Here is a 16,288-nt window from a genome sequence, read left to right on the forward strand (position 1 = left end):
GTTACCGCTCGCGTCAGTACCGAATTGCAACTAGGCTCGCATTTATCGGCAAGCTGTGCTTACATCCCCGCCTTAGGAGAACACCCATGCTTGCAACTGCCCCTGATTTCGACGTTCTGATTGTTGGCGCCGGTATTTCCGGAATCGGGATGGCGGCGCATATGGAAATGCATTGCCCCGGAGTATCATACGGAATTGTGGAACGCCGTGAAAATCTGGGTGGTACGTGGGATCTGTTCCGCTATCCCGGCGTCCGGTCCGATAGCGACATGCATACTCTGGGCTTTATTTTCGAACCGTGGAAGCATGAAAAAAGCATTGCAGATGCGCCCTCGATTCTCGAATATCTCAATCGAATTGTCGATGAGCGCGGTATTCGCAAACACATCCGCCATCAGCAAAAAGTGATCTGTGCTGATTGGCGCAGCGACGAAGCGCGCTGGCACGTTGGCATTGAACTGGTGGATGGTTCCAAAACGCGGGTTACGGCCAATTTCTTGTATCTTGGATCGGGCTATTACGATTATGATCAGGCCTATGACCCAGGATTTGAGTTTGGTGATTTCAAAGGCCAGGTGCTGCATCCACAATTCTGGCCGGACACTCTCGATTATACGGGCAAAAATATAGTGGTAATCGGATCGGGTGCGACAGCGGTGACAATCGTCCCGTCAATGACTGACAAAGCCGCCAAGGTGACGATGCTTCAGCGCACCCCGACTTGGATGTTCGCGCGGCCTGCAAAGGATGCCCTGGCCAATTTTCTGCGTAAGATTCTGCCCGAAGAAACCGCATATAGGATCACACGCTGGAAGAACATCAAACTGCAGGATTTTGCCTTCAAACAGGCGCGCCGCAAACCCGAACGCGTCAAGAAAATGCTGAAAAAGGGTATTGTGAAAGCCCTCGGCAAAGACAATTTTGACGAACCGACATTCACCCCGCCTTACGATCCGTGGGACCAGCGGCTGTGTCTGGTGCCTGACTCAGATCTTTTCGAGGCGATGAAGTCGGGCAAAGCGCAGGTGGTGACTGCCAGGATTTCCCAGTTCACCGAAACCGGCATCGCGCTGGATGATGGGAGCCATCTGGATGCCGACATTATCGTCACGGCGACCGGCCTGAAACTGGCCGTTGGCGGCAAGATCGCGGTGAGCCAGGACGGTGCTCCGGTCGATTTCAGCCAGCGGTTCTACTATAAAGGCTGCATGTTTTCCAACCTACCCAATCTGGCGGTCGTGTTTGGGTACCTTAACGCCAGCTGGACGTTACGGTCTGATGTCAATTCTGAATATATCTGCCGTGTCATCAACACGATGCGTGCCAAGAAAGCAAATGTCGCCGTACCAGTACTTCCCGCCAATCACACGCTGCAGGAAGATGATATTTTCGATTTCTCCAGCGGATATATCCAGCGCAGCAAACACATTATGCCAAAGAACGCCGTGGCCTATCCCTGGCGGCTCAATCAGGAATATGTAACCGACAGAAAGATTATGCAGGAAGGCGCAGTCGAAGACGGTATCCTGTCGATCCATGCTGCCGGTGCCAATGCGCAAACCAGCGCAGAGCAATTAGAACCGGCAGAATAGGCAAACGCTGCTTCACCTTCGTGCGGGGTTCGCTTAGTGAAATTCTATGAGCGAAAAAATCTATACCGCAGGGCTCGTCGTCATTGGTGATGAAATCCTGTCTGGCCGCACCCAAGACAAGAATATCGCGCAAGTGGCAAGCTGGCTTCAAGTGCAAGGCATCCGGCTGGACGAGGTCAGAGTGGTCGCCGATGTTCAGGAACGGATCGTGGAAGCGGTCAATACGCTCCGCGCCCGCAATGATTATCTGTTTACGACCGGCGGCATTGGCCCGACGCATGACGACATCACCGTTGATGCGGTTGCCGCGGCGCTCGGCGTGGATGTGATTATCCATCCTGAGGCGCGCGCCATATTGGAACGCTATTACGCGGACAAAGGCGGTATCAATGACGGCCGGCTGCGCATGGCGCGTGTGCCCGACGGGGCGCAGCTCATCGCGAACCGGACATCGGGGGCGCCGGGCATTCAGATCGGCAATATCTTTCTTATGGCAGGGGTTCCGCATATCACCGCAGGAATGCTCGACGCGCTGACCGGGACCTTGGAAGGCGGCGCGCCGCTGCTGACCGAAACAATTGGCGGATGGATACCGGAAAGCGAAATATCTGATCTGCTGCGAGAGACAGAACAGGCGCATGAAAACTGCCAGATCGGCAGCTATCCCTTTTTCAGGGATGGCAAAGTCGGCTCGAATTTCGTGATACGGTCCACCGATCCCGATGATCTACAGAGCTGTGTCGATACGCTATGCGACGGGCTTGGTACGTCGGGTTATGATTTCACCCCTGGTGGTATCTGACTGTACTGCCGTCCCGCCATACAACCGTTCCATCATCGCCATTTTCTGCACCCTGCGCCGGTCATTCAATGATGCAGCATGTGGGCCGGAGGATCTCCCCCCGGCCCTACTCATATTTTTACGGCAATGATAAAACCGCCTAAGCGCCTTCGATTTCCGACAGATCGATTTTCAGACCCGGGCCCATTGTGGAAGTCAGCGAGACTTTTTTCACATATTTGCCCTTTGCGCCCGATGGCTTCGCTTTCACGATAGCCTGGGTGATCGCTTCGAAATTGGTTTTGATGTCTGCATCCTTGAACGACATCTTGCCGATACCGGTGTGGATGATGCCCATCTTCTCAACGCGGAATTCAACCTGGCCGCCCTTGGCGTCCTTCACGGCCTGTTCCACGTTAGGCGTCACAGTGCCCAGCTTCGGGTTGGGCATCAAGCCTTTCGGACCGAGCACTTTACCCAACCGGCCCACAACGCCCATCATATCGGGCGATGCGATAACCCGGTCATAATCAAGGTTGCCGGCCTGCATATCTTCCATCAAATCTTCCGCGCCGACTTTGTCGGCACCGGCAGCAACGGCTTTGTCAGCATTGTCACCGCGTGCGAACACGGCAACTTTCACGTCTTTGCCGGTGCCCGATGGCAGAGCGACCATGCCGCGCACCATCTGGTCTGCATGGCGCGGGTCCACCCCCAGATTGATGGCAAGTTCAACTGTCTCGTCGAATTTCTTGCTCGAATGATCGCGCAATGTGGCGATCGCCTCATCAACGCTGTAAAGCTTTTCACGGTCCATTTCAGCGCGGACTTTTTGCAGTTTTGTCAATTTAGCCATCGGATCAGCCCTCCACCACTTCAAGGCCCATTGAACGCACGGAGCCTTCGATGATTTTCATAGCCTGATCGATATCGTTTGCGTTGAGATCAACCATTTTGGTTTCGGCGATCTCTTTAACCTGGCTCTGCTTGATCGAACCGGCGACGACTTTGCCCGGCTCGCTCGACCCGGATTTCAGTTTTGCAGCTTTCTTGATCAGGAAACTGGCAGGCGGGGTCTTGGTGACGAATGTGAACGAACGGTCCGCATAGACGGTGATGATCGTCGGGATCGGAGCATTCTTTTCAAAATCCTGTGTCGCGGCATTAAATGCCTTGCAGAATTCCATGATGTTGACGCCGCGCTGACCCAAAGCCGGACCAATTGGCGGGGACGGGTTGGCTGTGCCCGCGGGCACTTGCAGCTTGATGTAGCCTTCAATCTTCTTGGCCATAACGGCCTCCTTTCACACTATCCCCCGGATCACGTCTGGGGTCATGTTAAGTGGTCAAACGGCAGCCTGCTGCCTCCCACACGAATTCCTCTTTCAAGGAGCGGCGCTGATAGCGTTTTGTGCGGCAAATACAAGGTCTAAACAAATGGCCTGATTATATGGCCTGAATATATGGCCTAAACACATTGCCTAAATATATGGCCCGTAATCTCCTGCATCACCTTCGCTTCAGCCGCAGCAATTCAGAGCTGGGCACAAGCGGCGCCGCCGTCCGGGTCCTACTTCGACAGTTCAACCTGCTCAAACTCCAGCTCAACCGGAGTGGCACGGCCGAAGATCGATACCGATACTTTGACTTTGGCTTTGTCGAAATCGAGCTCTTCCACCACGCCGTTGAAGCTGGCGAAGGGGCCGTCGAGCACTTTGACCGAGTCGCCGATTTCATAATCAACGCTGACCTGTGTTTTCGGCGCAGCCTTGGCATCCTCGACACCGCCAAAGTAGCGTGCGGCCTCTTTTTCAGTAATCGGCTGCGGTTTATTGTTTGAACCGAGGAAGCCGGTCACTTTTGGAGTGTTTTTGACCAGGTGATACACATCATCGGTCATTTGCAGTTTGGCGAGCACGTAGCCCGGCATAAATTTACGCTCTACCTGAACCTTCTTGCCGCGTTTGACTTCGGTGATGGTTTCGGTCGGAACTTCCACTTCTTCAACGCCGTCGGACAATCCCAAACGCTCAGCTTCCGAAATAATTGCGTCGCGGACTTTATTTTCAAAACCCGAATAGGCGTGGATGATATACCAGCGAGCCATGTGTGATCCCCATTAGTAATAAATTTTGGTCAGCCCGTTGCGGGCAAAAATGGTGTCGCGCAATTACAAGACACCGAAATCACGCCAGAGTGAGCAACCAGCCAACCAAAGCGCCGAACAGCGAATCGATACCAAGAAAGAACAGCGACAAAATCACCATCATGATACCCACGAAAATCGCGGTCGTGATTGTTTCCTGCCGTGTGGGCCAGACGACCTTGCTCGATTCGGTCCTGACCTGGCGAATGAATTCGCCCGGAGTCGTTCTGGTCTTCTTTTCGGCCATAATCGTAAACTCTCGCCGTCCTGTATCAAAAACGCGACTTAAAAATCGTCACTTCCGGGATAGGCCAATCGCCGCCCCGGCTGTTTCCGGGAGGGGCTGTGATTGTTCCAATGTAGGAAGTCCGAGCTATTTAGGGCCACATCTGGCCAAAAGCAAGGACGTGAAAACGTCCCCGGCTGGCTGCGGTGTTTTATCGCTGGCGTTGCCACGCGCACCGCTCTAGCGTGCACGGCTTGAGGAATTACGCGATAGGGGGGCCGATAATGGCTGCAAGCGAAACTGGTGCGACAAGCTTTATCGACCAGGTCACGAACGTATCCGATTTTATCTGGGGCGGCACATGGAACGGGCAGGTCGTTTCATGGCTGTCGATAGGCGGACAACCCATTCCGCCCATGACATTGATCCTGCTGGGTATTGGCATGTGGATCATGATCGGGCTGAAATTCTACCCGATCCGCAAACTGGGCAGCGCCTTTGCCGGTCTGTTCAAAGGCCGCCAGAGCGACGGCGACGGAGAAATTTCTCCCTTCGCAGCGTTGTCTACCGCTTTGTCCGGCCAGGTTGGCACAGGCAATCTTGCCGGCGTGGCGACAGCAATTGCGCTGGGCGGGCCGGGCGCGATTTTTTGGATGTGGATAACAGCACTGGTCGGCATGGCGCTTGCTTTTGCTGAAGGATCGCTGGCCATTCGGTACCGTGAGAAAACATCGGACGGCGTCTATCGCGGTGGGCCGATGAGCTACATCATGATGGGTCTGGGCCCGAAATTTACCTGGCTCGCGATCCTGTTTTGCATCGGAACGCTGTTTTCCGCGCTGGTCACGGGCAATTCGATACAGGCCAATGCAGTGGCTGACGGCCTGAATGAACTGTTCGGCATTGAAGAATGGCTCGGCGGGTTGATCGTGGCCGTGCTGGTGTTCATCGTGATTATCGGCGGGATCAAATCCATTGGCGGTGTCGCAGAAAAGATTATTCCCTTCATGGCAGCCGCCTACATCATCATGGCTTTCATCGCCCTGATGCTGAACCTTGAAGATATTCCAGCGACATTCGGTTTGATTTTCTACGGCGCGTTTAACCCGCAAGCGGCGACCGGGGGCTTTGTCGGGGCAGCCATTATGCTCGCGATCCGGGCCGGTGTGGCGCGCGGCCTGTTTTCTAACGAGGCGGGTCAGGGTTCCACTCCGATCGCTCACGCTGTCGCGCAGACCAATGATCCGGAACAGCAGGGCCGCATGGCGATGCTGGGCACGTTTATCGACACGATTGTAATCTGTACCATGACCGCGCTGGTTATCTTGACCGTTCAGGGCGACTTTACCGGCGGCGGGCAAGCTGTGCCGCATGCCTGGAACTCCGATCTTGAAGGTTTTGCGATGACATCGGGCGCGTTTGCTGCTGCATTCCCGCTCACCGTTGCAAGCGTCCCGATCGGTACGTTGGTCGCCAGTACCGCACTGATCCTGTTCGTGTTCACGACCCTGCTGACATGGTCCTATTACGGGGAGCGTGCGATCACGTTTATCTATGACCGTATTCCGGGTTCGACACGCGGCGGAGAGAAAGTGCTGCACATGATCTGGCGCGTGCTGTGGTGCGTGGTGATCTATCTTGGCAGTACGCTGGACCTCACCTTGGTCTGGCGGATGGGCGATATTTCCAACGCCGCAATGGCATTGCCAAACCTGCTGGCATTGGCCCTGTTATCCGGCGTGGTGTTCAAATTGGCACAAGGTGACAGAAAGGCTGGCCGGGATTTCCGCGCCGACACGCCGGAAGAACCCAACGAATACTGATCCTTCAGACGTTAAAAAAGGGGGGCCGGTCGTACAACCGGCCCCCCCTTTTTTTTGGCGGCGGTGCCGCCTGGCTTAGCGCGCGCCGAATAGCCGGGCCAAAACTCCGGGCGCATCCATCGGGATGATTTTGCCGTGCTGCTGCATACGCTGCGAGGCATCACGATAGGCACGCGGTTGAACCCAGGCATCGGGGCGGCTGCTACGGTAAGTCAAACTGGACATGGTGGATTTCCTTCTTGTATTTCGTTCTGACGCTAATAATGCACAGCTCGTCTGCGCGTTCCCTGAACACATATTGTGCCGTTCGTTCAGGCATAGCGATGGGTTGCAAAAGAGGCGCAAAATCCTCTTGCGTGTCAAAATCACAACGCATCAAAATCAGAAGGTGTCTGGATGATCCACCTGGCAGGGGCACAGAGACTCGAACTCTGGACCTTCGGTTTTGGAGACCGACGCTCTACCAACTGAGCTACGCCCCTGCAGGCCTAGCCGCAATTAATGCGCTCGCGCGGGCATGGCAATGTTAAATATGACCGCGGCAAAGCCGGCAAACTGACCGCTAGGCGCTGCGGCAATGCGTGGTTACAATGCGCGGCAATGCCCGCTGCCGCGCCTTCATTGATTCCGACAGATTTGCTGCTACTCGCCTATCGCAGCGGAATTTTCCCGATGGCGGATAGCCGCGATGATCCAGAGATATTCTGGGTTGAGCCACGCGAACGGGCGACATTCCCGATTGACAGTTTCCGTATGGCGCGGTCCCTGCGCAAAGTCGTTCGGCAAGGTCGCTACCGCGTAACGTGCAACACCGCATTTGCCGATGTGGTCGCAGCCTGCGCAGCCCCCCGCCCCGATCACCCCGATAGCTGGATCAACCACCGGATCGCCGCCAGCTATGTCGCGCTTCACGATATTGGCCATGCCCACTCGGTCGAATGCTGGGACGGTGACACGCTGATCGGCGGATTATACGGAGTCAGTTTTGACCGCGTTTTTTGCGGGGAAAGCATGTTCAGTCGTGCCGATAATGCATCCAAAGTCGCGCTGGTATGGTTGATCGCGCTGCTTAAACACGCCGGATATGCAGTGCTCGATTGCCAGTTTATGACCGCTCATCTCGCATCACTGGGTGCGGTGGTCATGTCGCAGCAGGACTATTGCGCGCATATCGCCAAAGCCAGTGGCCCTGCTGCCATGTCGCTTCATGAAGCTTACGTTTCGTTGTTATCTGGCGGCGGCGCGGCAGGCTCAGGCGCAGAGGACGCTGGCGGGGATGCCTCTCCCGGAAAGCTCATCGCGCATTCTTTAACCCACACGTCATAGACCGGATCCTCGACCACATTAAGCGATGGCGAATTTTTGAACAGCCAGCCGGAAAAAACCCGCTTCCACCGGTCCTCTGCCTCTGCATCAGCGTCTTTGATTATGGTCAGAACCTGCACGAACGCGCCGGTCTCGCGGGGCATTTCCCACGGCGGGGTTCGCTCGCACGCAGACAGCCTGATGATGACATCGCCCAGCCGCCGCGCCTCACCCGGTTTCATCTCCAGGTCCTGCGACACATTGTTACGCTTGTTGAGTACGCCGAGCGTCGCAATTCGCTCCGCCATCGGCGTGCCGATTTCCGGCGTGATTTCGGCAGGATCGGGCGGTGCTTCGGCTGTCTGCAAGTCTTCGGGAACCGCAGTTTCCTGTGCGACCGGCGCTTCGGGCGTATCCTGACCGCACGCAGCCAGCATGCTGGCCAACACCGCGCTCATCAAAACAGTGGCAAAACTGCGCATCGTCAGGCTTCGGGTGTCCACGCTTCGTAATCACCACTGGCCTTTGCCCGTTTGCCGCCCTGCTCCAGCGCACCTTTCGGGCGGTAGGCAGCAGCGGTGCCAGTGGTGTTTGGGATATAGTCGACTTCCCAGATTTTCGCAGGCGGCAGATTGCTTTCGGGTACACCGTCAAACGATCCATGCAGCCAGCCATGCCATTCTGCGGGCACGCGGCTTGCATCATTGGCGCCGTCATAGATTACCCAGCGCCGCTCGCGCGCGCCATGTTTGGTTTTCTTGGCCCGGTAATAGGCATTGCCCTGCGCATCGGTCCCGACTTTTTCACCGGTTCGCCAACTGTTGAGCAGTGTTCCGATCGTACCGCCGTTCCACCATGTGAAAATTTTGCCGAGAAACTTCATCATTTACCTCTTTGAGGGCCGCTTAGCGGTTTCCCAGCGCCCTTCCAACCTCTAACTCATGCGCTTCAATATTCGACCAGATCACCGGCTGTGATACCCAGTTCCTCGGCCCGTCCGCCAGCGATTTCAAGAACGGTTCCGGTCATCCCGGCAGAACGCACCGGGTCGAGCGAATACGGCACCGTGTTCGCGGCAATGTTCAAGATCCGGCCGTCCGTTCCGACAAAGATGATATCCAGCGGCAGCGGCGTGTTCTTCATCCAGAAACTGGCAATATCGGGCGGAGTCCGCGGAAAAATCATCCCCTCATCGGGGCCAAGCTGCGTGCGAAACATCAACCCTTTGGCTTGATCGGCATCACTGGCGGCAACTTCCACCTGAAATTCGTGACGCGTGTTACCGCTGGTCACGGTGAGCGGAATAATGTTCAGTCCCGATTCGGGATGCACTGCAGCGATTTGCGCTGCCGCAGGGGGTTCTTGCGTATTTTGCGGGGCGCATGCGGTCATGGCAAGCGCAGCAACAGCAAAGACATGAAAAAATCTCATTTTCGGTGATCCTTACAGGGGTTCATCATCACGCGCCTCGCATGCCCATTGTTCAGCCGCATCTTCGCTATGCGCATTGATTACTGCGCGGACAATATCAAAACTATGGCCTGCCCGCAGCATCGCCGCAATCTGCCTGTCACGCCGTTTCTGGTCCAGCTCCTCGCGGTGGAACGGGCCAAAGCGGCGTTTGCGCGCCAGATTGAGCGCGGCCTCGCGCTGATCCGCTTCACCAGGCGCGACATCGTCACGTAAATGCTCGTCAATTCCGGCAGCGTATAAATCCTGCGATACGCGGCGCGGGCCGTATCCACGTCTTAGCAATCCGCCTGCGCGCGATGCTGCGTAAGCCGCATCATCAATATAACCCAGCGCGGTATACCGCGCGACCAGGCCAGCGATATCAGCCGGTGGCTCTCCCTGTGCCCAGCCGCGCTCCCGGATTTTTCGGGCAAGATAGGATTGAAGCTTGCCCGAACTGGTGGAAAACCGGGCGACATAGGCCAATGCAAGATCGCGCAAACCAGCCGTATTGAGCGGCTTGGGCGGCTTTCGCGGTTGCCGTTCCCGTTTTTTTCCCGATCGCTTATCGTTCATCGGCCATATTCGTGCCACAGTCTAAGGGAAATGGGAACGAGTACAGCGATGGCATCAGAAACGGTTCCTCGCTGCGGCATTTGGAAGCGCCAGAGGGCGCGCAACAAACGGGTTGTAACTGACTACATGATTGATACCGCATCAGATAGTGCCGCTCTCACCCCTACACCCAATGACTGCCCTTGGCCGCGCCGCAGATCTGATTTCTCCACCTTTACAGAGGCGGTCGAATATGCCGCGCAAAGCGCCAAGGGCATGAATTTCCACGATATGCGCGGCACGCTTGAGCGCGTCTATACCTATGTCGATCTGCACCAAGATGCCATAGATATGGCACAGCGTTTCCGGGCCGCAGGTATCGGCAAGGAAAACCGCGTGGCGATAATCGCCGAAACGGGCGCAGAATTTGCCGCGCTGTTTTGCGGTGCCATCTATGCCGGGGCGTGGCCGGTTCCGCTCCCCCTGCCCACAGGATTTGGCGGCAAGGAAGGTTATATTGATCAGCTGGCGGTACAGTTGGACAGCTCTGATCCTGTTCTTCTGCTCTATCCGGCAGAAATTTCCGAAATGGGGGAGGCCGCCGCTGCACGCCAGGGCTGCACCGGCTGTGATTGGGAAAGTTTTGCTGAATATCCCGCGCCCGCTTGTGAACTGACCCCGCCAGAACCCGATGACATCTGTTATTTGCAATATTCCAGCGGATCCACGCGCTTCCCCACGGGCGTTGCCGTCACGCACCGTGCATTGCTCGACAATCTGGCCGGTCATTCGATTTCGATGGATGTCGGCGCGGGTGACCGTGTTGTCAGCTGGCTACCCTGGTATCACGATATGGGGCTGGTGGGATGCTTCCTGTCGGTCATCGCCAATCAGGTGTCGATCGACTATCTCAAGACCGAACATTTTGCACGCCGGCCCCTCGCATGGCTGGATCTGATCAGCCGCAACCAAGGCACCACGCTCAGCTATTCACCGACATTCGGTTACGATATCTGCGCGCGCCGTATCTCAAGCCAGAGCCATGTCGCCGACCGGTTCGATCTGTCGCGCTGGCGCACAGCAGGCAATGGCGCGGATATGATCAGGCCTGATGTGATGCAGAATTTCGTCAATGCATTTGCCGATGCCGGGTTCATGGCTAGCGCATTCACCCCCAGCTACGGCCTGGCTGAAGCGACTCTTGCGGTTACGGTGATGCCGCCGCGCGAAGGCATTCGGGTTGAGCTGGTCGAGGAAGAAAGCCTTTCGGGAACGCCGCGTGACCTGTCGCGTCCGGCGCGCTACCGTGCCATTGTCAATTGCGGCAAAGCCGTTCGCGGGATGAAAGTGGAGATTCGCGGTGAAAACGGCGCAGTCCGGGGCGATCGGCAGATTGGCAAAGTCTGGTGTCGGGGCACGAGCGTGATGCATTCCTATTTCCGCAATGAAGACGCGACCAGTCAATGTCTGGTCGATGGCTGGCTGGACACGGGGGATATGGGATATCTGGCGTCAGGATATTTATTCATTGTCGGCCGCGCGAAGGATATGATTATCATCAATGGCAAAAACCTGTGGCCGCAGGATATCGAATGGGCTGTCGAACAACTGCCCGGTTTCAATCACGGCGATATTGCAGCATTTTCGATTGATAAGGATGATGGAGAGGAAACACCCGCTGTCCTGGTCCATTGCCGCGTGTCCGATCCGCAGGAGCGGGTAAAGCTGCACGAGCAGATCCGCGAGAAAGTCCGCTCGATCACCGGCATGCACTGCGTGGTCGAACTGGTCCCGCCGCGCACGCTGCCGCGCACCAGCTCTGGCAAACTCAGCCGCGCGAAGGCAAAACGGCTTTATCTGGCAGGCGAAATCCAGCCAATAGAGATGCCCGTTGCGGCTTAGGGCCACACCGCGCAGTAGTGGTACCTAACGGGCGATATCGCCCCAGCTTGCGATGATGTTCGGGCCGCGTCCGGCCTCAACCGTGACGTTTTCCAAACCCTCTGCCCGCAGCAATGCAGCAGCAGTTTCAGCGTCCGCAACAGGTCCGGTGAGAATGATTGGCGCGCCCACGCGGCGGCCCGCCCATGCAATCAGCCCGATTGCCGCGGCCCCGGCATCGGCTGGCTCGCTATCCACAAAGGCGATCACCGGCAGTGCCTTGGCAGGCGGGATCAACTCGATCCGCCAATCCGGCGCGGTCGCGCCGATGCGGTTTTCCAGATCGGCATAGGCAGCCATCGTCGCACCATCCAGTTCGCGCGCCTTCACCACCGCTCTGCGCCGTTCGCGGTCGATCAGCAGCTCGTCTTCCTTCACCCCGGCAACAATCGCAAGCCGGCTGGTCAGATCAGCAACGCGTTCGGCAGCCGCCGCTTCCTGGCTTGCGCGCGCCGCGCTTAATTGCGCCTGTTCCGCCGCGGCACTTCCAGTGCCGACCAGATACTGGTTTATTCGCAAATCGACATCCTGACCCAATTGCCGGGTCAACACACGCGCGGCCTGTGCTTCGGCGTTTTCCCGGTTGGTCGGGGTCATGACAGTCGCATCAATGGTGATCGGGCGCGTATCCCAATTGATATTGACTTCATCCAATCGCGAGACGTCATCGAAAGTATCGATCAATACGGACCGCACTTGGCGTTCTGAATTCGCCTCCCACGCAATCTGACGCAAGGAAAATGCCAGCGGAATTGACAATGCGACAAAAACCGCAACGACCATGAAATTTTGAAACTGGCTCTGGCGTTCCGATAAGGACGATCGAAATCCGTAAAGCCGCGCCATGCCCCATGCAGTCAGCGCGATGGTCAGCAAGTTGGTGACGTATAAAAGCAGAGCGCCTGAAAAAACCGTCCAGTTCCACGTTGCCAGACCAAAACCGATCACTGCAAGAGGGGGCATCAATGCGGTCGCGATCGCCACACCAACGATCGTATTCTCGCGCCCGCGGATCATGGCATAGGCGCCTGCAAGAGCGGAAAACAGGGCCACCAGCAGATCAAATAAATTGGGCGATGTCCGCGCGGCTATTTCCGAGGTGACTGTCTGGATCGGGGATAGAAACACGATCAGCGCGCACAGGCCCACCGCCATCAAGGTGCCCCATGCCAGCGATACCGCCGACTGTCTCAGCCACTTGTAATCTCCTGTCGCCAATGCAAACCCCAGCCCGATGATCGGGTCCATGAGCGGCGACAGGAGCATCGCCCCGATAACCACCGCAGGGGACGATAACAACAGGCCGAGAATGGCGATCCCGCCCGACATCGCCGTCATGAACATGTATCGCGCTGACATAGTGCACTCGGCACGCCGTCTCTCGATCACTGCTTGCTGATCGACTGTGCCGATCACAGATTCCCGCCACCATAGCCGCCACGAATATACCGCGCGTGCAAACGTCAGATTGTTGGTTTCGGGCGCTTCGCTCGCCATAAGCGGGCATTCCTTTTTATTATTTGCCCCAGCATAGCTTGCCGGTTTCACATAAGAAAGCACAGAGATAAGAGCCGGTATGACGCACAAATCTTGAACTTCGTGTCTTATAGGCTTAATACAGTGGAGATATCACTTTCCGCATTGCCCCCGGACATGGGAAGATGCGGCATTAATGGAGCTGGCCCGCCGCCATGAGCGCAACTGACACACTCACCGCCACCGATCTGAAGCTCGAATTGACAGCGCCCGATCCGGTCCCCGAAATCAAGCCCGCCGAAGCGGCCGGCCTTGTACCGGTATCCGCAGAGGTCCAATCAAAACTGGCCACCAAAGTGGAAGGCTTCGTGACAGATTTGCTGTCCGAAGATGCCAATTCGCCAGAATTTGGGAAGAAGGTCGATCAACTGACCAATATGGGCCGCAAGGAAATTATGGCGGCCAGCAACATGTCCAACCGCTTCCTCGACCGGCCCATCCGTGCGATGGACAAGGACGAGGGCGTTGGTGCCAATTTGCAGGAATTGCGCAATGTCGTGGAGGATCTTGATCCCGGCAAACGCGGCAAGCTGACCGGTACGCGAAAGATTTTCGGCATTATTCCGTGGGGTAATAAGCTCACCAATTATTTCCGCAGCTACCAGAGCGCGCAAACCCATATTCAGGAAATTCTGTCCAAGCTGGGTAACGGCAAAGACGAGCTGATCATGGACAATGCCGCCATTGATGTGGAACGGCAGAAACTGTGGGAGGCAATGGGTGATCTGGAACAGATGATCCATATCTCCAAAACGCTTGATGCGAAGCTGGAGGAAAAGGCAGCCGAGCTTGATTCAACCGATCCAGCCAAAGCCAAGGCAGTGCGCGAAACGGCATTGTTCTATGTCCGTCAGCGAACGCAGGATTTGCTTACGCAGATGGCGGTCAGCGTCCAGGGCTATCTCGCGCTTGATCTGGTGAAAAAGAACAATGTCGAACTGGTGAAAGGCGTCGACCGCGCCAGCACCACCACCGTCGGCGCATTGCGCACTGCGGTGACGGTATCCGAAGCGATGACCAACCAGCGTCTGGTATTGGGGCAAATCACTGCGCTGAATGAAACAACCGCAGGCATTATCGACAGCACATCGGCGATGCTGCGCGAACAGACCGGCAAGATACACGAACAGGCCGCCTCCAGCACTATTCCGCTGGAAACGCTACAGCGCGCCTTCCAGAATATTTACGACACGATGGATGAAGTGGACACGTTCAAACTGCGTTCGCTTGAATCGATGAAGCAGACTGTCAATGCGCTGTCGGGTGAGGTTGAGAAATCAAGAGGCTACATCGCCCGCGCGGAAGGGCAGGCACAGGCCTCCAAACAGCTCAGCGAATCGAGCTTGCTGACGGTTGAGGACTGATCTTTCGATGAATGACCTTACCCACCAGAGCGAACAGATACTGAACCATGCCAAGCAGGTGCGTGACGATAACCGCAATGGCGGCCGTCACCGGATGGCCTCGATTGGCCAGGGTTCCAAACGGATTAAACGGGCCAACTGGGTCAAACGCATCCGCAATATCATAATCGCGGTTGGTGCCATTTTTGTAACGGCCGGTATTGCGGGCGCAGTGCTCAATGGCATCGGTTTTATCGGGGTGATGAGCGTCTTTATCGCAAGCATTATCGCCATTGCGGTGCTTTCCAATTACCCCAAAGTCAAAACACCAAAACGGGCCGATTTGGCCAAGGGCGATTTGCGCCAGATGGTTGGCAAAACGGAATTATGGCTGGAGCATCAACGCAGTGAACTGCCGCCAGCTGCTGCCGGAATTGTCGATGATATGGGCGTGCAGCTCGATTCGCTTGGCGTGCAACTGGAGACGGTAGACCAATCGCATCCGGCGATCGGTGAAATACGCAAATTGGTGGGCGAAGTGCTGCCCGGCACAATAGATGCTTACCGCAATATCCCTGCCCATCTGCGCGGTGAAAGGCGGGGCGGTGAAAGGCGGGGCGGTGCCACGCCCGATCAGCAGGTTACCGAAAGCCTCGGCAAGATCAGCCGAGAGATAGACAATGTCACCCGGCAATTGGCGGAAGGATCGCTCGATGATCTGGCCATCAAAACCCGCTATCTTGATTACAAATATAATGACGGCCTGGCCGGCGATAGCGGGGTGCCGCTGCCTGATTTCAATGCAACCAGAACAAAGGCCCATTGATGCGCGTCGCCATTCCACATGATCTGGGCCGCGACGAGGTGCGGCGCCGCTTGAAAGAACGCAGCCACGAAATTGCCGACCACATCCCTGGGGCAGTGGCCCAAGTCGGCACCGATTGGACCGGCGAGGATACGCTGCAGATCAATATCAGCGCGATGGGGCAGGATTTATGCGGCACAGTGAATATAGAGGATCATCAGCTTGTCTTCGAGATTGCCCTGCCGATGGCACTGGCTTTTGTCGAACCGATCATTTCCGGTGCGGTGCGCCAACAGGGTGAAAAATTGCTGGAAGCGCCAAAACCGGGTTGACCATACTGACTATAGTTTGCGGTCCAGTTCCAGATAGGTTGACGGGATACGCAAACTGGCAGAGGCTTCGCGGGTTTCCCTCAAGAAATAAATCAGCCCTGTCATCATCAGCCCGATTGACAGGATGAATGCGCCTGCAAGCAAAACTTCCAGGTCGAAGCGGGTAAAGCCGCGCACGAATAGCAGAACCACCGTCAGCCCGGTTACGAGGCCGCTTAGCACCAGCAGTAATATTGCCCGGTTGGTGCACTCGATTCGTTTTGCCAGATTGCGGATTTCCGACACGATCATGTCATGTTCCACGCCCTGGGTTTCGGGGTGCCGTTCCTGCAGGATGCGTGATCTGTCCACCACCCGGCCAAGCCGGACCGTGAGCAGGTTCAGCATGCTGCCGATGGCAACCAGCAAAAACACCGGAGCGAGGGCGACCTGGATAATCTCGGCGATCATG

The 16,288-nt window shown here is 56.4% G+C and carries 19 protein-coding genes and 1 tRNA gene; 8 read left to right on the top strand and 12 right to left on the bottom strand.

All coding sequences use genetic code 11. The features are described from left to right. Positions 1–86: 86 nt before the first annotated feature. On the top strand, positions 87–1,592 hold the full coding sequence (locus WA922_RS02285) for a flavin-containing monooxygenase (RefSeq protein ID WP_424770060.1): 1,506 nt from the start codon (positions 87–89) through the stop codon (positions 1,590–1,592). 46 nt (positions 1,593–1,638) lie between these two features. Beyond that, a complete protein-coding gene (locus WA922_RS02290; RefSeq protein WP_424770061.1) occupies positions 1,639–2,394 on the top strand; it encodes a competence/damage-inducible protein A in 756 nt (251 codons plus the stop codon). Positions 2,395–2,533: 139 nt separating this feature from the next. Here the strand turns inward: WA922_RS02290 and rplA are convergent, their stop codons facing one another. From rplA to secE, 4 genes are all read right to left on the bottom strand, one after another. Beyond that, the gene (rplA, locus tag WA922_RS02295; RefSeq protein WP_424770062.1) at positions 2,534–3,229 is read right to left on the bottom strand and encodes a 50S ribosomal protein L1; all 696 of its coding nucleotides are present in this window, start codon (positions 3,227–3,229) and stop codon (positions 2,534–2,536) included. 4 nt (positions 3,230–3,233) lie between these two features. Further along, positions 3,234–3,665 carry a 50S ribosomal protein L11 gene (gene rplK / locus WA922_RS02300; protein ID WP_424770063.1) on the bottom strand — a complete coding sequence of 144 codons (432 nt, stop codon included), beginning with the start codon at positions 3,663–3,665 and terminating at the stop codon, positions 3,234–3,236. Positions 3,666–3,943: 278 nt separating this feature from the next. Further along, complete coding sequence (gene nusG, locus WA922_RS02305) at positions 3,944–4,480, bottom strand: transcription termination/antitermination protein NusG (protein WP_424770064.1); 537 nt, start codon at positions 4,478–4,480, stop codon at positions 3,944–3,946. A gap of 79 nt (positions 4,481–4,559) precedes the next feature. Further along, on the bottom strand, positions 4,560–4,766 hold the full coding sequence (gene secE / locus WA922_RS02310) for a preprotein translocase subunit SecE (RefSeq protein ID WP_424770065.1): 207 nt from the start codon (positions 4,764–4,766) through the stop codon (positions 4,560–4,562). Between the two features lie 263 nt (positions 4,767–5,029). On the opposite strand from secE, the gene WA922_RS02315 reads away from it, so the two are divergent. After that, a complete protein-coding gene (locus WA922_RS02315) occupies positions 5,030–6,568 on the top strand; it encodes an alanine/glycine:cation symporter family protein (protein WP_424770066.1) in 1,539 nt (512 codons plus the stop codon). A 75-nt stretch (positions 6,569–6,643) separates the two neighbouring features. On the opposite strand, the gene WA922_RS02320 is transcribed toward WA922_RS02315, so the two are convergent. Together WA922_RS02320 and WA922_RS02325 are read right to left on the bottom strand one after the other, a co-directional pair. After that, complete coding sequence (locus tag WA922_RS02320) at positions 6,644–6,793, bottom strand: hypothetical protein (protein WP_424770067.1); 150 nt, start codon at positions 6,791–6,793, stop codon at positions 6,644–6,646. A 181-nt stretch (positions 6,794–6,974) separates the two neighbouring features. Then, positions 6,975–7,050: transfer RNA gene (locus tag WA922_RS02325), tRNA-Trp, on the bottom strand. A 118-nt stretch (positions 7,051–7,168) separates the two neighbouring features. On the opposite strand from WA922_RS02325, the gene aat reads away from it, so the two are divergent. Then, a complete protein-coding gene (aat, locus tag WA922_RS02330; RefSeq protein ID WP_424770068.1) occupies positions 7,169–7,894 on the top strand; it encodes a leucyl/phenylalanyl-tRNA--protein transferase in 726 nt (241 codons plus the stop codon). On the opposite strand, the gene WA922_RS02335 is transcribed toward aat, so the two are convergent. The 4 genes from WA922_RS02335 to WA922_RS02350 all read right to left on the bottom strand — a co-directional run bounded on the left by WA922_RS02335 (position 7,783) and on the right by WA922_RS02350 (position 9,901). Beyond that, positions 7,783–8,376, bottom strand: a complete 594-nt coding sequence (locus WA922_RS02335; protein ID WP_424770069.1) for a DUF2155 domain-containing protein — start codon at positions 8,374–8,376, stop codon at positions 7,783–7,785. The genes aat and WA922_RS02335 overlap by 112 nt on opposite strands. Next, positions 8,358–8,756, bottom strand: a complete 399-nt coding sequence (locus tag WA922_RS02340; RefSeq protein WP_424770130.1) for an NADH:ubiquinone oxidoreductase subunit NDUFA12 — start codon at positions 8,754–8,756, stop codon at positions 8,358–8,360. Before WA922_RS02340 ends, WA922_RS02335 begins: the two co-directional genes overlap by 19 nt. 65 nt (positions 8,757–8,821) lie before the next feature. Beyond that, a complete protein-coding gene (locus WA922_RS02345) occupies positions 8,822–9,304 on the bottom strand; it encodes a DUF192 domain-containing protein (RefSeq protein ID WP_424770070.1) in 483 nt (160 codons plus the stop codon). A gap of 12 nt (positions 9,305–9,316) precedes the next feature. Beyond that, on the bottom strand, positions 9,317–9,901 hold the full coding sequence (locus WA922_RS02350) for a regulatory protein RecX (RefSeq protein WP_424770071.1): 585 nt from the start codon (positions 9,899–9,901) through the stop codon (positions 9,317–9,319). Between the two features lie 126 nt (positions 9,902–10,027). On the opposite strand from WA922_RS02350, the gene WA922_RS02355 reads away from it, so the two are divergent. After that, positions 10,028–11,782, top strand: coding sequence for a fatty acyl-AMP ligase (locus WA922_RS02355; protein ID WP_424770072.1), 1,755 nt, complete (start codon positions 10,028–10,030; stop codon positions 11,780–11,782). 24 nt (positions 11,783–11,806) lie between these two features. Here the strand turns inward: WA922_RS02355 and WA922_RS02360 are convergent, their stop codons facing one another. Then, positions 11,807–13,318 carry a DUF389 domain-containing protein gene (locus WA922_RS02360; RefSeq protein WP_424770073.1) on the bottom strand — a complete coding sequence of 504 codons (1,512 nt, stop codon included), beginning with the start codon at positions 13,316–13,318 and terminating at the stop codon, positions 11,807–11,809. A 194-nt stretch (positions 13,319–13,512) separates the two neighbouring features. Here WA922_RS02360 and WA922_RS02365 point away from each other — a divergent pair, with 194 nt between their 5' ends. The 3 genes from WA922_RS02365 to WA922_RS02375 are packed head-to-tail and all read left to right on the top strand — an operon-like array spanning position 13,513 to position 15,837. Next, positions 13,513–14,721, top strand: coding sequence for a toxic anion resistance protein (locus tag WA922_RS02365; RefSeq protein ID WP_424770074.1), 1,209 nt, complete (start codon positions 13,513–13,515; stop codon positions 14,719–14,721). A 7-nt stretch (positions 14,722–14,728) separates the two neighbouring features. Further along, positions 14,729–15,526 (top strand): hypothetical protein, encoded by a 798-nt coding sequence (locus WA922_RS02370; protein WP_424770075.1) that lies wholly within the window; start codon positions 14,729–14,731, stop codon positions 15,524–15,526. Further along, complete coding sequence (locus WA922_RS02375) at positions 15,526–15,837, top strand: polyhydroxyalkanoic acid system family protein (protein ID WP_424770076.1); 312 nt, start codon at positions 15,526–15,528, stop codon at positions 15,835–15,837. The genes WA922_RS02370 and WA922_RS02375 overlap by 1 nt, the downstream gene beginning before the upstream one ends. A gap of 9 nt (positions 15,838–15,846) precedes the next feature. Here WA922_RS02375 and WA922_RS02380 read toward each other — a convergent pair whose 3' ends face one another. Continuing rightward, positions 15,847–16,287 (bottom strand): DUF2721 domain-containing protein, encoded by a 441-nt coding sequence (locus tag WA922_RS02380; protein ID WP_424770077.1) that lies wholly within the window; start codon positions 16,285–16,287, stop codon positions 15,847–15,849. Position 16,288 lies beyond the last annotated feature (1 nt).

The sequence above is a fragment of the Pontixanthobacter sp. genome, from assembly GCF_049682855.1.
In the GTDB taxonomy this organism is placed as follows: domain Bacteria; phylum Pseudomonadota; class Alphaproteobacteria; order Sphingomonadales; family Sphingomonadaceae; genus Pontixanthobacter.